11 protein-coding genes are annotated in these 15,069 nt (G+C 68.7%); 8 read left to right on the forward strand and 3 right to left on the reverse strand.

All coding sequences use genetic code 11. From position 1 onward, the window contains the following. The first annotated feature begins 5 nt into the window (after positions 1–5). Positions 6–1,895: a sensor histidine kinase gene (locus BMY35_RS19855; protein WP_093202941.1), complete on the forward strand. Its 1,890-nt coding sequence runs from the start codon at positions 6–8 to the stop codon at positions 1,893–1,895. A gap of 25 nt (positions 1,896–1,920) precedes the next feature. Here the strand turns inward: BMY35_RS19855 and BMY35_RS19860 are convergent, their stop codons facing one another. After that, positions 1,921–2,802, reverse strand: a complete 882-nt coding sequence (locus BMY35_RS19860) for an MBL fold metallo-hydrolase (RefSeq protein WP_093202680.1) — start codon at positions 2,800–2,802, stop codon at positions 1,921–1,923. Between the two features lie 36 nt (positions 2,803–2,838). Between BMY35_RS19860 and BMY35_RS19865 the strand changes: the two genes are divergently transcribed. Continuing rightward, positions 2,839–4,209: an MmgE/PrpD family protein gene (locus BMY35_RS19865; protein ID WP_093202683.1), complete on the forward strand. Its 1,371-nt coding sequence runs from the start codon at positions 2,839–2,841 to the stop codon at positions 4,207–4,209. A 15-nt stretch (positions 4,210–4,224) separates the two neighbouring features. On the opposite strand, the gene BMY35_RS19870 is transcribed toward BMY35_RS19865, so the two are convergent. Continuing rightward, the gene (locus BMY35_RS19870; protein ID WP_256228907.1) at positions 4,225–4,971 is read right to left on the reverse strand and encodes an IclR family transcriptional regulator; all 747 of its coding nucleotides are present in this window, start codon (positions 4,969–4,971) and stop codon (positions 4,225–4,227) included. A 158-nt stretch (positions 4,972–5,129) separates the two neighbouring features. On the opposite strand from BMY35_RS19870, the gene BMY35_RS19875 reads away from it, so the two are divergent. From BMY35_RS19875 to BMY35_RS19900, 6 genes are read left to right on the forward strand one after another with little or no spacing between them, the layout of a single operon-like run. Continuing rightward, positions 5,130–6,587, forward strand: coding sequence for an FAD-binding oxidoreductase (locus BMY35_RS19875; protein ID WP_093202685.1), 1,458 nt, complete (start codon positions 5,130–5,132; stop codon positions 6,585–6,587). A 15-nt stretch (positions 6,588–6,602) separates the two neighbouring features. Continuing rightward, positions 6,603–7,964, forward strand: coding sequence for an adenylosuccinate lyase (purB, locus tag BMY35_RS19880; RefSeq protein ID WP_093202688.1), 1,362 nt, complete (start codon positions 6,603–6,605; stop codon positions 7,962–7,964). A gap of 55 nt (positions 7,965–8,019) precedes the next feature. After that, positions 8,020–9,012, forward strand: coding sequence for a Bug family tripartite tricarboxylate transporter substrate binding protein (locus BMY35_RS19885; RefSeq protein WP_093202691.1), 993 nt, complete (start codon positions 8,020–8,022; stop codon positions 9,010–9,012). Positions 9,013–9,063: 51 nt separating this feature from the next. Next, on the forward strand, positions 9,064–9,921 hold the full coding sequence (locus BMY35_RS19890) for a sulfurtransferase (protein WP_093202693.1): 858 nt from the start codon (positions 9,064–9,066) through the stop codon (positions 9,919–9,921). A 40-nt stretch (positions 9,922–9,961) separates the two neighbouring features. Next, positions 9,962–10,939: a Bug family tripartite tricarboxylate transporter substrate binding protein gene (locus BMY35_RS19895; RefSeq protein ID WP_256228911.1), complete on the forward strand. Its 978-nt coding sequence runs from the start codon at positions 9,962–9,964 to the stop codon at positions 10,937–10,939. Between the two features lie 49 nt (positions 10,940–10,988). Further along, positions 10,989–13,274 (forward strand): molybdopterin-dependent oxidoreductase, encoded by a 2,286-nt coding sequence (locus BMY35_RS19900; protein ID WP_093202698.1) that lies wholly within the window; start codon positions 10,989–10,991, stop codon positions 13,272–13,274. On the opposite strand, the gene BMY35_RS19905 is transcribed toward BMY35_RS19900, so the two are convergent. Continuing rightward, positions 13,261–14,958 (reverse strand): acyl-CoA dehydrogenase family protein, encoded by a 1,698-nt coding sequence (locus tag BMY35_RS19905; RefSeq protein ID WP_371287179.1) that lies wholly within the window; start codon positions 14,956–14,958, stop codon positions 13,261–13,263. The genes BMY35_RS19900 and BMY35_RS19905 overlap by 14 nt on opposite strands. Positions 14,959–15,069: the final 111 nt, after the last annotated feature.

Genomic DNA, 15,069 nt, shown 5'->3' on the forward strand with positions numbered 1-15,069 from the left:
TTTCGATGGCGCTGCTGGGCATCATCGGCGTCTTCCTGGTCGGGGCGACGGGCCTGCAGCAGTCCGACGCGCTGCAGCACCTGACCAGGGCGGACTGGCAGGTCGACGACGCATCGGGCTTCAGCGCCCCGCCAACCACGCAGGAAAGCAGCACGCTGCCGGACAAATGGAAACCGGTCGAGCTGCCCCTGGCCCTCCCCATCGCGCTGCTGAGCCAGGCCGAGAACACCTCGACCACCACGACACGCACCACCTGGATCAGGCTGAGCACCCGCGGCCTGCACGCGGGCCCGGGGCCGCTGGCCCTGTACGGCGCGCGCATCAAGACCGACGGCACCATCGCGGTCTATGTCGACGGCCAGCTGGTCCATCGCGCGCAGCAGTCTGGCCCGCTGTGGAACAGCACCCGCACTCCGCTGTGGGTCCAGCTCGACGACAACAGCGTCGGCAAGGCGCCGCCCCGCGAGATCCTGCTGCGCCTCGAGCACACGCGCAGCGCGCAGGTGGCACTCTCGTCGCTGTGGCTCGGCCCCGTCGACGCACTGAGGGGCCGCCACGGGATGCGCCAGTGGCTGCAGCAGGAACTGCCCGCGATGCTTGGCGCGGCGTTCATGGCAGTGGGCGTGTTCGCGCTCTTCGTGTGGTTCAGGCGCCGCGACGAAACGGGCTACCTGCTCTTCTTCAATCTCGCGGCCACTTCCTTCATGCGGGGGCTGCATTTCTACGTGAGCCTGCCGGTCCTCAACGACTGGTTCGCATGGCTGACCGTCAACTCGCTCTTCTGGCTGGTGATGGTCGTGCACTTCTTCCTGCGGCAGCTTCATGGGCGGCAGCTCGCATGGCTCACCCGCGGCGTGGTCGTGACGACGGCGGCCATCGGCATCGTCACGATTCCCGGACTGGCCATCGTGCAGAACACGCCGCAGGTGACGCCGCTGATCTATGCGATCGCGGCGCTCATGGGCACGGCGGTCTGCCTTGTCGGCGCCGTCAGCGCGTGGCGCCGGTCCACCGAAGGCCGGCTGGTCGCGGTCGGCATCGGCATCTGCGTGCTACTGGGTATCACCGACTGGCTGCTGCAGAACAACTTCATCAGCCCCGAGGGCTGGTACCTCGGGGCGTACACCAACGCCGTCACCTTCAGCGTGTTCGGCGTGCTGATGTACCGCCGCTACATGCACGCCATCGGTGAAGTCGAGCAGCTCAACGCGAGCCTCGCGCAGCGCCTGCAGAAGCGCGAAGCCGAGCTGGAAGTCAGCCACCGCCGGCTGCGCGAAATCGAGCGCCGGCAGACCATCAGCGACGAGCGCCAGCGGCTGATGCAGGACATGCACGACGGGCTGGGCTCCTCGCTGATCAGCGCCATCCGCTCGGTCGAGGGCGGCGGCATGAGCGACGACAAGGTCTCGCAGATCCTCAAGAGCTGCCTCGACGACCTGAAGCTCACGCTCGACTCGCTGGAGCCGGTGGAGGCCGACGTGCTCCTGCTGCTGGCCACGCTGCGCTACCGGCTCGAACCTCGCCTCGAAGGCACCGGCGTCTCGCTGCGCTGGGAAGTGCAGGAACTGCCCGCGCTGGAATGGCTGGACCCGTCGAGCGCGCTGCACATCCTGCGCATCGTGCAGGAGAGCATCTCGAACATCCTGCGCCACACGCGCGCGACGGAGATCCGCGTGGCCACCTCGTTCGACGGCGCGGGCGTGTCCGTGACCATCGAGGACAACGGACAGGGCTTCGACATCGACAAGGCAATGGCCTCCTCGTCCGGCCGCGGCCTGCAGAACCAGCGGCGACGCGCGCGCTCGATCCACGGCACCGTCGACTGGGAATCCCGGCCGACGGGAACGCGGTTCGTGCTGTGGCTGCCCCTGCGGCGCGAGGCCCAGGCAGCCTGAGGGACGAGCCGCGCCGGGCGGCCGACTACAGCCGATCGACGGGAATCTTCAGGTAGGCAACGCCGTTGGCCTCGGCGGGCGGCAGGCTCCCGGCGCGGACATTGACCTGGACCGAAGGCAGCATCAGGGCCGGCATCGCCAGCGTGGCGTCGCGCGCACGGCGCAGGGCCACGAACTCCTCTTCGCCGATGCCGTCGCGCACGTGGATGTTGCCCTCCCTTTGCGCGGCCACGGTGGTGCCGGGCGCCGGCTCGCGCGAGGCAGGCGGGTAGTCGTGGCAAAGGTACAGACGGGTGTCCCCGGGCAGCGCGAGCAGCCGCTGGATGGAGCGATAGAGCTGGCGTGCGTCGCCGCCGGGAAAGTCGCAGCGCGCCGTGCCTACGTCGGGCATGAAAAGCGTGTCTCCCACGAACACTGCCGCGGGCCCTCCGGCCGGGTCCTCCACGAGATAGGCCACGTCCGCGGGCGTGTGGCCGCCTGCGTGGAGAGCCCGGGCCTGGAGCCGGCCGATGCGGAATGCCTCGCCGTCGGCAAACAGATGCTGGAACTGCGAACCGTCCACCGCCAGGTCTTCGGCATTGAAGACGCCCCGGAACACCCGCTGCACCGCGGTGATGCCGCTGCCCACTGCCAGCGTGCCGCCGAAGCGCTTGCGCAGATACGGCGCTCCCGACAGGTGATCGGCATGCGCATGCGTCTCCAGCAGCCACTGCAATGTCAGCCCTCGTCGCGCGATCGCCTCGGCCACCGCGTCCACCGGGGCGGGGTCGGTCCGCCCCGAATTCGCCTGGTAGCCCATCACCGGGTCGATGACCGCGCAGGAGCCTGCACCGTCATCGACCAGATAGGAAAAAGTCGAGGTGGCAGGGTCGAAGAAGTGCTGGATCGTCAGTTCGGCTTGGTTCATATAATGAAAGAAGTTTCATTGAACGAAATAAATTATATGACCCGCGATTCGGAATCGGTCCTGGCAGCCCACCTTGCGGCCATGCAGGGCCGCCCTCTTGCCCAAGCTACCCGCGACCGCCTGGCGCAGGCCATGCTCGACTGGTTCACCGCCGGGTGGTCCGCGATCGGCATGGCCGGCGCGACCGCGTTGCACCGGCTTGCCGCCGCCAGCATGCCGGGGCAAGGCCCGGCTCCGGTCTTCGGTGGCCCCTCTCTGCAGCCGCTGGCCGCGGGCTTCGCCAACGCCGGCATCGCCCATCTGCGCGAGATCGACGACGCACACCGCGCCGCGATGCTGCACCCTGGCGTGGTCGCCATCTCGCCAGTGATAGCGCTGGCCGCGACACAACCGCTGCCGATGCGGCGAGCTGCCGACGCGATCATTGCCGGCTACGAGGTGGCGCTGCGCGTCGGCGAAGTACTGGGCACGCGCCACGCCGCCGGCTTCCACGCCACCGCCACCGCCGGTTGCGTAGGCGCGGCGGCCGCGAGCGCGGTTGCGCTGGGCTTGCCGCAAGCGCAGTTGCACCACGCGATGGGAATCGCGGCGACGCAGTCCGCCGGCCTGTGGCAACTGGTGGACGACGAGGCGCACGAATCGAAGTCGCTGCACCCGGCCTTCGCCGTGCGCAACGGCATGATGGCCGCATGGGCTGCGCAGGCGGGCTTCCCCGGCGCGCGCGCCTTCGTCACCGGGCGACGCGGCCTCTACGCACTCCTGCAAGGAGACGGCCCGCTGGCAGCGCTGGACGGCGAGCTCGACGCGCCCGAACGGCTGAACACCGCCACCATCAAGGCCTGGCCCTGCTGCGCCCAGCTGTTCACCCCGCTGGATGCCGCGCGCGAAATCATGGACAGGCACCGCCCCGCGCCGCACGAGATCGAGTCGGTGGACGTGACCATCTTCCCGCACGCGCTGAAGATCGCCGGCGTGCACTGGCCGTCCAAGGCGGCGGAGACGGCCTTCTGCCTGCGCTACGTGATGGCCACCCTGCTGTTGAGCGGCCGACTGGGCATCGAGGACATGGAGACGCCCGACCTGCATTCGCCGACGCTGCTCGCGCTGGCCGAACGCGTGCGTGTGGCGACGGACGACGGCTTCCAGCAGGCCTTTCCGCGGAAACGCCCCGCGCGCGTGACCATCACGATGCAGGACGGCCGCAGCTTCAGCTCGCTGCGCGAACTGCGCCGGGGAGATCCGGAAGACCCCTTCGACTGGCCGCAGCTGCAGGCACGCATGCGCGCATTCGTCCCGGCGATGACCGATGCGCAGGCCGTGCGAATCGCCGACTGGTGCGCCACCTTCGCCGATGCATCGCGGGACGACGAGCCTTGCCTGCCGTCGCCCGAACTCTTCGGCCGCTGAGACCGCGCCCCGGCGTCAGGCCTGCACCGGCCTCCAGCCGCTCGGGGCCTTGCTGGCGAACCCCTGCAGGGCCAGTTCGTGCCGCACGATCTCCGCGGCCTTGCGCTGGGCCGCCACGCTATGGCGCGACGCCAGGCCGATGACCACCAGCGCGCCGAGAAAGGTGCCATCGCCGTCGAACACCGGAAGCGCGACCGATGCCATCTCGGCGACGCGCTCGGCGCGCGTCATCGCATAGCCCTTCGCATCGATCTCGGCCTGATGCTCCGTGGTGCCGCCGGTGAAGGCCAGGAGGATGTGGGCCGAGGAACCGCCGGCGGAAAGCGGAATGCGCGTTCCCACCTCGACGTGGTGGCGCACCTCCCTGGCCGTGTTCTCGCGGTAGAGGCAAACGCGCTCTTCCCCGCTGCGGATGTAGAAGGCCACGGTCTCGCCGGTCTGCTGCATCACCTCGTGCAGCACCGGCTGCAGCCGCGTGCCGAGGTCGAAGGTGCTGCGGTAGAGCATGCCCATGTGCAGCAACGCCGGACCGGGCGCGTAGCTGCCGCTGTCGAAGCGATGAATCATCCGGGCGCGCGTCAGCACGCCGAGCAGCCGCAGCAGCGTGGCCTTGTCCAGGCCCGTGCACTCGGCCAGCTCACGCAGGGACATGCGCAGCCGGTTTTCGCTGAAGCACTCGAGGATGGAAATGCCCCGCTCCAGCACGCCGGCGGGAGGCTTGGGTCCGACGGACGCTGCGGTATCGATTTCTTGGTTTTTCATGGTGGGCGCTCCGGGCTGCGGATTATCCGGGTTGACAGTTGCCGCCTGCGATCCTACAGTTTCATTCATTGAAGTTTGTTTTATTCATTGAAACAGACAAGAAAACGAAGAGACAACCCGCCGCCCAGCGGCGCAGCCATCGCGGAAGCGCGCAATCCATGTCGAACCCTGCCGACCCATTCGTCGAAGAGCTCCGTGCAATCACAGGCGCGGTCCACGTGCTCACCGACGACGCATCCACGGCGCGCTACGTCGGCGACTGGCGCCGCAACTACCCCGGCGCCGCGCGTGCCGTCGTGCGGCCTGCGAGCACCGAGGAGGTTTCGCGCGTGGTCGCCCTGTGCGCGACATGGGGAGTTCCCGTGGTGCCGCAGGGCGGAAACACGGGGCTGGTGGGCGGCTCCACGCCGGACGCGTCGAGCCGCGAAGTCGTGCTGAGCCTCGACCGCATGACCAGGGTGCGCCGCGTGGACCCTCTCGACAACAGCATGACCCTGGAAGCCGGCTGCACCGTGCTCGCGGCGCAGGAAGCCGCCGCCGCCGCCGGCCGGCTCTTTCCGCTTTCGCTGGCGTCCGAAGGCAGCGCCACAGTCGGCGGCGTGGTCTCGACCAACGCCGGCGGCGAACAGGTACTGCGCTACGGCAACACGCGCGACCTGACCCTGGGCATCGAGGTCGTGCTGGCGGACGGTCGCGTGCTCGACGCATCGGGAGCGCTGCGCAAGGACAACACCGGCTACGACCTGAAGCAGCTGTTCATCGGCGGTGAAGGCACGCTCGGCATCGTGACGGCGGCCACCTTCAAGCTCCATGCAAGGCCGGACAAGGTCGTCACCGGCTGGGTGGCCGTGCGCGATCCGCAGGCAGCCGTGGAACTGCTGGCCCGCCTGGGCGACGCCGTCGGCGAACGGGTGACGGCCTTCGAGCTGATCGGACGCGAGGCGCTGGCCCAGGTGCTCGCGCATGGCACGCCCGGCATGCGCGACCCGCTGGCGGGCGAGCACGCCTGGGCCGTGCTGTTCGACGTTTCCGAGACCTCCGCCCTGCTCGACCCGACGCCCGCGGTGGAAGACGCACTGGCCGGCGCGATGGAGCAAGGCCTCGTGCTCGACGCGGTGCTCGCCGCATCCGGCCAGCAGGCCCATGCGCTGTGGGCTCTGCGCGAACACGTGCCCGAGGCCCAGCGGCTCGACGGACCGTCGATCAAGCACGACATCTCCGTCGCCGTGTCGCGCATCCCCGAATTCATCGCCGAAGCCGGCGCCGCGCTGGAAGGCCTGCTTCCCGGCATTCGCGTGGTCTGCTTCGGCCACGTGGGCGACGGCAACCTTCACTACAACCAGAGCAAGCCGCCCGGCATGTCCGACGCAGCGTTCCGCGCGCGCGAGGAAGCCGTGCACGACGTGGTGCATGCGATCACCGCGCGCATGCAGGGCTCGATCTCCGCAGAGCACGGCATCGGGCGTCTCAAGCAGGAGGCCTTCCTGCAATACAAGCAGCCCGTCGCGCTGGAACTGATGGCGCGCATCAAGCATGCGCTCGACCCCGCGAACACCTTCAATCCGGGGCGAGTGTTGCCCCTGCCCGTCGCCACCCCGCGCCCCTCTTCCCTCTAGCACTTCAGGACTCACATGCCCGTTTCCGTTTTCGACATGCAATCGCTCCAGCACCTGTGGGGCACCGACGAACTGCGCAGGATCTTCGGCGAGGAGAACCGCGTGCAGAAGTGGCTCGATTTCGAAGCCGCGCTGGCCGCCGCGCAGGCCGAGCTGGGGATCATCCCGCCGGCCGCCGCACGCGAAATCGCGATGCAGGCGCAGGTGGAGAACATCGACATCGCCGCGATGTCGGCCGAGATCCGCCGCATCAAGCACTCGCTGGTGCCCGCGCTGAAGCAGCTGCAGTCGCGCTGCTCGAAGGAAAACGGCGAGTGGGTGCACTACGGCGCCACCACGCAGGACGTGGTGGACACCGGCGTGGCGCTGCAGCTCAAGGAGTTCCATGCCGTGGCGCTGCGCGACATCAAGGCGGTCGGCAAGGAACTCGCCCGTCTCGCTACCACTCACCGCGACGTTCCGATGGCCGGCCGCACGCACGGCGTGCAGGCCCTGCCCATCACCTTCGGCCACAAGTGCGCGGTGTGGCTCGACGAGCTGGGCCGCCATCACGAGCGGCTCGTGCAGGCCGCCCCGCGCGTGCTTGTGGGCATGCTGGCCGGCGCCGTGGGCAGCCAGGCATCGCTGGGCCCGAAGGCCGAGCAGCTGGAACACCTGATGCTCGACAAGCTGGGCCTGGGCACGCCCGCCATCAGCTGGGCGCCGGCGCGCGACCGCTTCACCGAGTACGCCAACCTGCTGGCCATGCTGGGTGCCACGCTCTCGAAGATCGGCAACGAACTCTTCAACATGCAGCGCAACGAATTCGGTGAAGTGGAAGAAGGCTTCTCGGACGGCAAGCTGGGCTCGTCGACCATGCCGCACAAGCGCAATCCGACATCGGCCGAGAACCTGGCCGGGCTGTCGCGCCCGCTGCGCTACAACGCCGCGATGATGGTCGAGGGCATGGTCCAGGAGAGCGAACGCGATGGCATCGCCTGGAAGATGGAATGGAAGGCTCTGCCCGAGTGCTGCATGATCGCCGGCGCCATGCTGTTCCAGGCGAAGAACCTGCTGGCCGGGCTCAAGGTCAACGCCGACGCGATGGCCGCCAACCTCGACCGGATGCGCGGCTACCTGCTGTCCGAGCGCGTCATGCTGGAACTGTCGGAGCGCGTGGGCAAGCAGACCGCGCACGAATGGATCTATGAAGCCTCGATGCACGGCATCACGTCGAAGCTCGACTTCGCCGACGCCATGCGCAGCCATCCCGGCCTCTCGAAGCTGCTGAGCGACGCCGAGATCCGCGACCTCACCGACCCGCTGCAGTACCTGGGCCAATGCGGCGCCACCGTCGACCGCGTCGTCGAGCAGCAGAAGGCCTGGCTGCAGGACTGAGCCGCCGCGCCTGAATCGCCGAACGGCACCCACAAGAGCAAAACGGAGACAGCCCATGACAACCTTTGCAAGCGCAACCATGCGCCGCCGCCGCATGGCGCTGGCATTGGCCGGCCTGCTGGGCCTGGCGGCCATGCCGGCATTCGCCGCCTATCCCGAGCAGCCGGTCAGGCTGGTGGTGGGGTTCCCTCCCGGCGGGGGCGGCGACCTGTACGGCCGACTGATCGCCAACGCACTCGGCAAGACGCTGGGGCAACCCGTGATCGTCGACAACCGCGCCGGAGCCGGCGGCAACATCGCGGCGGACGCGGTGGCCAAGGCGAAGCCCGACGGCTACACGCTGCTGCTCGCGATGAGCGGCAACCTCGCGGTGGCACCCGCCATCAGGCCGCAGGCCATCCCGTACAAGGCGCCCGAAGACTTCACGCCCGTCGGGCTGATCCTGGAAGCGCCGCACGGCCTGTTCGTCGCCCACAACTCGCGCTTCAGGACGGCGCGCGAACTGCTCGACGCGGCCCGCACGCAGAAGCTCAGCTTCGCCTCCACGGGCGCCGGCGCGGCCGCGCACATCGGCATGGAGATGGTCAAGAAGGAAGCCGGCGTCGAGATGCTGCACGTGCCCTACCGTGGCTCGGGCCCCGCCATCACCGACATGCTGGGCGGCCAGGTCGACTGTTTCTTCGCGACCGCCTCGCCGCTGGTCGGGCAGGTGCGCCAGGGGCAACTGCGCCTTCTCGCCATCACGGGCAATGCGCGCAACCCCGCCATTCCCGACGTGCCCACCTTCAAGGAGCTGGGCGTGAACGTTCCCGTGACCCAGTGGTACGGGCTGGTCGCGCCAGCGGGCACGCCCGCGCCGGTGGTGAAGTACCTGGCCGACCACCTGGGCCGCGCGCTCGCCACGGCGGAAGTGCGCGACGCGATCCGGCGCGATGCAGCCACGGAGCACAACCTGCCGATGGACGGCTTCGGCAAGTTCATCCAGGAAGACATCGCGCGCTACAAGGGCGCCGCCACGCCCGCCCTGCTCAAGGAGATCTCGCCCTAGGCGAGGCACGCAGCCCCTTCCTTCCGCACCTTTCACCGACTCTTCTCCTCCATGATCTTCGACACCCTGATTTCCCCCGACCAACTCGCCGCGGCACGGAAACAAGACCCCGCGCTGCTGCTGCTCGACTGCGGCTTCGAACTCACGGACCTGCAGGCGGGTCAGCGCGCCTACGACGCAGGGCACATCCCCGGCGCCTTCTACCTGCACCTGGAACACGCGCTGTCCGCCGCCAAGACCGGACGCAACGGCCGCCACCCCCTGCCCTCGCGCGAAGCCTTCGCAAGGACCACGGCTGCGATGGGCCTGAACGCCGATGCGCAGGTGGTGGCCTACGACAACGCCGGCGGCATGTACGCCGCGCGGCTGTGGTGGATGCTGCGCTGGGTCGGGCACCGGCAGGTCGCCGTGCTCGACGGCGGCATCGCCGCCTGGAAGGCCGCCGGCCACGCGCTCGACACCAAAAAGCCGGCACCGCGCCCCGAGGGCAGCTTCAGCCTGAAGGCTCCGCTGGTCGCGACGGTGTCCTATGACGAGGTCCTGGCCAACATCGACGGCACGCAGCGGCTGGTGCTGGACGCCCGCGCACCCGATCGCTTCCGCGGCGAGAACGAAACGATGGACCCGGTGGGCGGGCATATTCCCGGCGCGCGCAACCGCCTCTTCAAGGACAACCTGGGCCCGGACGGCCGCTTCAAGGCACCGGCCCTGCTGCGCAGCGAGTTCGACGCCGTCACCGGCGGACGCCCCGCCACTCAGCTCATCAACCAATGCGGCTCGGGCGTGACCGCCTGCCACAACCTGCTGGCGATGGAAGTCGCGGGACTGCGGGGCGCGGCGCTGTACCCCGGCTCCTGGAGCGAATGGAGCGCCCAGCCGGGCGCGCCCATCGCCACCGGCGCGGCCTGAGCCCCCATCGAGCGATCACAAGAACAGACTGGAGACACCCGTGCAAAGAATTCCTTCGATCGGACGCTGCTTCCGCATGGTCGCCGCGGCATGCCTGGCAGGCGCCGCAACGGTGGCCATGGCCGCCGGCTATCCCGAGCAGCCGATCCGGCTGCTGATCGGCTTTCCTCCGGGCGGAGGCGGCGACCTCTACGGCCGCACCATCGCCAACGAACTGGGCAAGCACATCGGCAAGCCCATCGTGGTCGACAACAAGCCGGGCGCGGGCGGCAACATCGCAGCCGAGCTGATGACGCAGGCCAAGCCCGACGGATACACCCTGCTGCTGGCGATGAGCGGCAACGTCGGCAGCGCGCCCGCCATACGCCCCAACCTGCCCTACAAGGTGCCCGACGACTTCGTCTTCATCAGCCAGCTGGTCGAGACGCCCTACGGGCTGGTCGTCAGCGGCAACTCGAAGATCAAGACCATCCAGGACTACATCGCCGCAGCCAGGGGCGGCAAGCTCACCTACGCGTCCACCGGTGCCGGCGGCGCGGCGCAGATCGTAATGGAAATGGTCAAGCAGCAGGGCAACCTCGACATCCTCCACATTCCCTACAAAGGATCGGGCCCGGTCATGACGGACCTCATGGGTGGGCTGGTCGACAGCTTCTTCGCGCCCTATACGCCGCTGATGGGACAGATCAGCAGCGGCAAGCTGCGGCTGCTGGCGGTGAGCAGCGAGAAGCGGATCCCGGGCATGCTCGACGTGCCCACGCTCAAGGAATCGGGCATCGACGTGGTCATGACCCAGTGGTACGGCCTGGCAGCCCCCAAGGGCACGCCCAAGCCCGTCATCGACAAGATCGCCCAGTCCGTGAAGCAGGCCATGCAGGCGCCCGAGGTGCTGCGCGTGTACCGCGCGGACGGCGCCCAGGAAGCGACGCGTACCGGCACCGCCTTCAGGGACTTCGTGCTGCAGGACATCGCCAACTACAGGCGCGGCGTGGAGCGCGGCAATCTCAAGGTGGAGTGACCCGCAGGTGCCCTCGTCGTCCATCACTGCGCCGGAACCCGGCACCGCCATGCGCCCGCACAGCGCCCATTGGGGCGTCTTCTCCGCGGGCTGGAAGGACGGCGCGCTCGTCGTGCGGCCGCACCCCGGCGACCCGGACCCGAATCCGCTGATCGAGAACTTCGCGACGGCCGTTCATCACCGCGCACGCGTCACCACGCCCATGGTGCGCCGTGGCTGGCTCGAGCGAGGGCCGGGCCCCGATGCGCGGCGCGGCGAGGACAGCTTCGTTCCCATGGCCTGGGACGAGGTCCTGGACCGGCTGGCGGCCGAACTGCGGCGCGTGCAGCAAGAGCACGGTTGCGAGGCCATCTTCGGCGGCTCCTACGGCTGGTCCAGCGCGGGGCGCTTTCACCACGCGCAGAGCCAGGTCCACCGCTTCCTGAACACCACGCTGGGTGGCTACGTGCGCTCGGTCAACAGCTACAGCGCCGGCGCTTCGGGCCCGATGCTGCCGCACGTCATCGGCACGATGGAGGAAGTGGCAAGGCGCAACGTGACCTGGGAGCAGATCGTCGAGCACACCGACGTGGTGCTGGCCTTCGGGGGCATGGCGCTCAAGAACTCGCGCGTGGCCTCGGGCGGGATCAGCCGGCACGTCGAGCGCGAGTCCATGCGCGCGGCCGCGGCACGAGGCTGCCGCTTCGTCTCCATCAGCCCGCTGAAGAGCGATCTTCCCGAGGAGGCTGCCTTCGAATGGCTGAGCGCCGTGCCGGGCACCGACACCGCGCTGATGCTCGCGCTGGTCCACCAGCTGGTGACCGACGGCTCGCACGACCGCGGCTTCATCGAACGCTATTGCGACGGCTGGAGCACCTTCGAGGATTACCTCATGGGGCGCAGCGATGGCATCGCGAAGAGCTGCGACTGGGCTGCCCCCATCTGCGGACTGCCCGCAACGCAATTGACGCAGCTGGCCCGCGACCTGGTCGGCAAGCGCGTGCTGGTGGTGGTCTCGCATTCGCTGCAGCGCTCCGAGCACGGCGAGCAGCCCGTATGGATGGGCGCGGTGCTGGCCGCCGCGCTCGGCCAGCCCGGACTGCCCGGCGGCGGCTACAACTACGCCCTGGGCACCCTGGCGCACTACGGCAAGCGCAACAACGCCGTCCCCACTGCGGCGCTGCCCCAGGGCGACAACGGGGTCAAGGCGTTCATTCCGGTGGCCCGCATCAGCGACATGCTGCTGAACCCCGGCCAGCCCTTCGACTACAACGGCAAGCGCCATACCTATCCGCACGTCCGGCTCGCCTACTGGGCCGGCGGCAACCCGTTCCATCACCACCAGGATCTGCGGCGCCTGAGCGAGGCCTTCCGTACCCTCGACACCTTCGTCGTGCACGAGATCGCATGGACAGCCACCGCCCACCACGCCGACATCGTGCTGCCCTGCACGATGACTCTGGAGCGCGAGGACATCGGCGCCACGCCCACCGATCCGCTGATGGTGGCCATGCACCGCGTCTGCGAGCCCCACGGGCTCGCGCGCGACGACTACGACATCTTCTGCGACCTGGCTCGGCGCCTGGGCGGGCTCGAAGCCTTCAGCGAAGGACGAGGCACCCGCGAATGGCTCGCGCACCTCTACGAGCGCACGCGCGCGGGCCTCGAGGCACTCGGCCTCGAAGCGCCGGACTTCCAGGCTTTCTGGCAGCGCGGCGAGATCACGCTGCCGCAGCGGGAGGACGACGGCGGCATCCTGCGCGCCTTCCGCAACGATCCAGAAGGAGCCCGGCTGGCCACGCCCAGCGGCAGGATCCAGGTCAGCTCGCCCACGGTGGCGGGCTTCGGCTACGCGGACTGTCCCGGCCATCCGGCGTGGCTGCCACCGAAGTTCGCGCCTGACGCGGTCCACCCGCTATGGCTCGTGGCCAACCAGCCGCACACCAAGCTGCACAGTCAGCTCGACTTCGGTGCCCACAGCCAGGCCAGCAAGCGCAACGGGCGCGAGGTCTGCACCATGCACCCCTCGGCGGCGGCCGCGCGCGGCATCCGCGAGGGCGACATCGTCCGTCTCTTCAACGAGATCGGCGCCTGCCTGGCCAGCGCGCACCTGTGCACAGACATGCGCGAAGACGTCGTGCAGCTGCCCACGGGCGCCTGGTATGACCCCGTGCTCGACGCCAGGAACAGGCCGATGTGCGCGCACGGCAATCCGAACGTTCTCACCCGCGACATCGGGACATCGTCGCTGGCGCAGGGATGCGCCGGACAGCTGAGCACCGTGCAGATCGAGCGCTTCGACGAGGCGCTGCCTCCGATCCGGGCCTACGATCCGCCGGAGGTCACTGCTCGTTGAGCGCCGCGCGCGAGACGATGTCTCGCAGGTCGGCTCCGTCGGCCAGCGTGCCGATCACGCCGGCATGCCGGCCTCCAAGGCGCGACTCGATGAAGCGCTGCGCGACCGCGCCGTCGCTGTGCCTGAGCATCTCGCTCGCCTGGAGCGCAAGGGCCATGCGCGTCACGATGGCTCGCGAGTTGCCCTCGTCGATCGCGCCCGCGCCGAGATCGTCGCGCAGGCTGGCGATGAACTTCGCATGCGCGGCGTTGCCCGCCGCCTGCGGTACCGACACCTCGTCGAGGAAGACTTCGAGCGCGCCCTTCTCGCGTCCCAGTGCGCGCACCACGTCCATGCACATCATGTTGGTGGTGCCTTCCCAGATCGAGTTGAGCGGCGCCTCGCGATAAAGCCGCGCGATCGGGTTCTCCATGATGAAGCCGTTGCCGCCGTGCACCTGCAATGCCTCGTAGACGAAGTACGTCGCGCGCTGGCAGTTCCAGTACTTGACCACCGGCGTCGCCACGCGGGCCAGAAGCCGCTCGCGTTCGTTCGATTCCATGCCGTCGGTAGCGCGCGCGACGCGCATCGCCGACAGCATGGCCGCTTCGCTTTCGAGCGCGAGGTCCGCCAGCACGTTGGTCTGCATGGGCAGGTCCGCCATGCGGCGGCCGAAGCCGTCGCGCGTCGATGCGTGGCCTATCGCCAGCGTCAGCGCCTGCCGCATGAGGCCGGCCGAGCCGACCGCGAAGTCCAGCCGCGTCAGGTGCGCGTGCGTGAGGATTTCTCGGATGCCGCGTCCCTCCTCGCCGACCAGCATCGCCCAGGTCTTGTTGAACTCGACCTCGCTCGATGCGTTGGAGCGGTTGCCGCACTTGTCCTTCAGCCGCTGCACCGCGACGCGATTGGCGCTGCCGTCCGGCAGGAAGCGCGGAACGAAGAGGCAGCTCACGCCCGATTGCGTTCGTGCCAGCGTGTAGAAGCCGTCGGAAGTCGGAACCGAGAAGAACCACTTGTGGCCCGTGATGCTGTAGACCTGCACGCCGTTGTCGGTGCCGACGAAGGCCGCCGTGGTCTGCGTCTGGCGCAGGTCGGAGCCGCCCTGCTTCTCGGTCATGGCATAGCCGATCACCGCGCCCGTCTTCTGCGAAAGAGGCAGGCGTCGCGGGTCGTACCGGCCCGAGAGCGTCTTCTCTCTCCACAGCGCGAACTCCGGCCGCCCTTCGAAGCCGGCGCACGCAGCGTACGCCATGCCGGTGGGGCAGCCAGTGCCGTTCTCGACCTGGTTCCACAGATAGCTCAGCACCGCGCGCGCGAAGTGGCCCGAGTCTTCAGTGGTCGTCCATGCAAGGCTTGGCACGCCATGCGCAAAGGCCAGGCTCATCAGTTGGTGCCATGAGGGATGGAACTCGACCCAGTCCAGCCTGTTGCCGAAGCGGTCGTGCGTGCGCAACTGGGGGTTGTGCTCGTTGGCGAGCCGCGCGAGGTCCTGCACCTGTTCGTCGCCTGCCAATGCACCCACAGCCGTCGCGTTCGGAATGCTCCATGGTGCATGCTTGCGAGCCAGTTCCCGTAGAGCCACGTCGCCCGTGAACGCGTTGTGGCCGATGCAAGGCTCGGCCTGGTTGAATACCTTGTGCGTTTCGACGCCGTCGGCCAGCGAAAACTGAAACGCCAGTTCTGTGCTCTCGAGAGGCATGTTCATGAAGATCTCCATGGAATGGCTTTGCGCCGCGCAGCATGGTGAATCATTCGCCGCGATTCGTGAACCTGATCTTTCCCGGTGCGACGCATCGCGTTCGAACGGAAGGCGGAC

This window comes from Variovorax sp. YR750 (assembly GCF_900109805.1).
GTDB classification, from domain to species: domain Bacteria; phylum Pseudomonadota; class Gammaproteobacteria; order Burkholderiales; family Burkholderiaceae_C; genus Variovorax; species Variovorax gossypii.

Excerpts from the sequence above, each read along its gene's own strand:
- BMY35_RS19900 (WP_093202698.1), top strand. The coding sequence starts at position 10,989 with ATGCGCCCGCACAGCGCCCATTGGGGCGTCTTCTCCGCGGGCTGGAAG.
- BMY35_RS19890 (WP_093202693.1), top strand. The coding sequence starts at position 9,064 with ATGATCTTCGACACCCTGATTTCCCCCGACCAACTCGCCGCGGCACGG.
- BMY35_RS19865 (WP_093202683.1), top strand. The coding sequence starts at position 2,839 with ATGACCCGCGATTCGGAATCGGTCCTGGCAGCCCACCTTGCGGCCATG.
- BMY35_RS19885 (WP_093202691.1), top strand. The coding sequence starts at position 8,020 with ATGACAACCTTTGCAAGCGCAACCATGCGCCGCCGCCGCATGGCGCTG.
- BMY35_RS19870 (WP_256228907.1), bottom strand. The coding sequence starts at position 4,971 with ATGAAAAACCAAGAAATCGATACCGCAGCGTCCGTCGGACCCAAGCCT.
- BMY35_RS19875 (WP_093202685.1), top strand. The coding sequence starts at position 5,130 with ATGTCGAACCCTGCCGACCCATTCGTCGAAGAGCTCCGTGCAATCACA.
- BMY35_RS19860 (WP_093202680.1), bottom strand. The coding sequence starts at position 2,802 with ATGAACCAAGCCGAACTGACGATCCAGCACTTCTTCGACCCTGCCACC.
- purB (WP_093202688.1), top strand. The coding sequence starts at position 6,603 with ATGCCCGTTTCCGTTTTCGACATGCAATCGCTCCAGCACCTGTGGGGC.
- BMY35_RS19855 (WP_093202941.1), top strand. The coding sequence starts at position 6 with ATGGCGCTGCTGGGCATCATCGGCGTCTTCCTGGTCGGGGCGACGGGC.
- BMY35_RS19905 (WP_371287179.1), bottom strand. The coding sequence starts at position 14,958 with ATGAACATGCCTCTCGAGAGCACAGAACTGGCGTTTCAGTTTTCGCTG.